A 288-nucleotide genomic window follows, 5' to 3' on the forward strand; every position below is an offset into this window, starting at 1 on the left:
TGATTACGTCACGTTGTTGTTCCGGTGTTAATGAGTTGAAACGCACTGCATAACCTGAAACACGGATAGTTAATTGCGGATATTTTTCCGGGTTTTTAACCGCATCTTCTAATGTTTCACGACGTAAAACATTAACGTTTAAGTGCTGACCGCCTTCAACTTTGATTGTCGGAGCAACGTTTACCGGCACTTCGCGGTATGCGATTTGACCTAATTCGCTGATTGCGATAACTTGGTCATCTTTATAAACGCCGCCTTTAGCCGCGATACAACGCGCTTCGTTTTTCT

Annotated in this window: 1 protein-coding gene; it reads right to left on the minus strand. The window is 43.4% G+C overall.

Annotated features, from left to right (window positions below):
* A partial coding sequence (gene grcA, locus FLQ44_RS19840; protein WP_147695758.1) for an autonomous glycyl radical cofactor GrcA occupies nt 1-288 on the minus strand: 288 nt, incomplete at both ends.

Source organism: Vogesella mureinivorans (assembly GCF_007644035.1).
In the GTDB taxonomy this organism is placed as follows: Bacteria; Pseudomonadota; Gammaproteobacteria; order Burkholderiales; family Chromobacteriaceae; genus Vogesella; species Vogesella mureinivorans.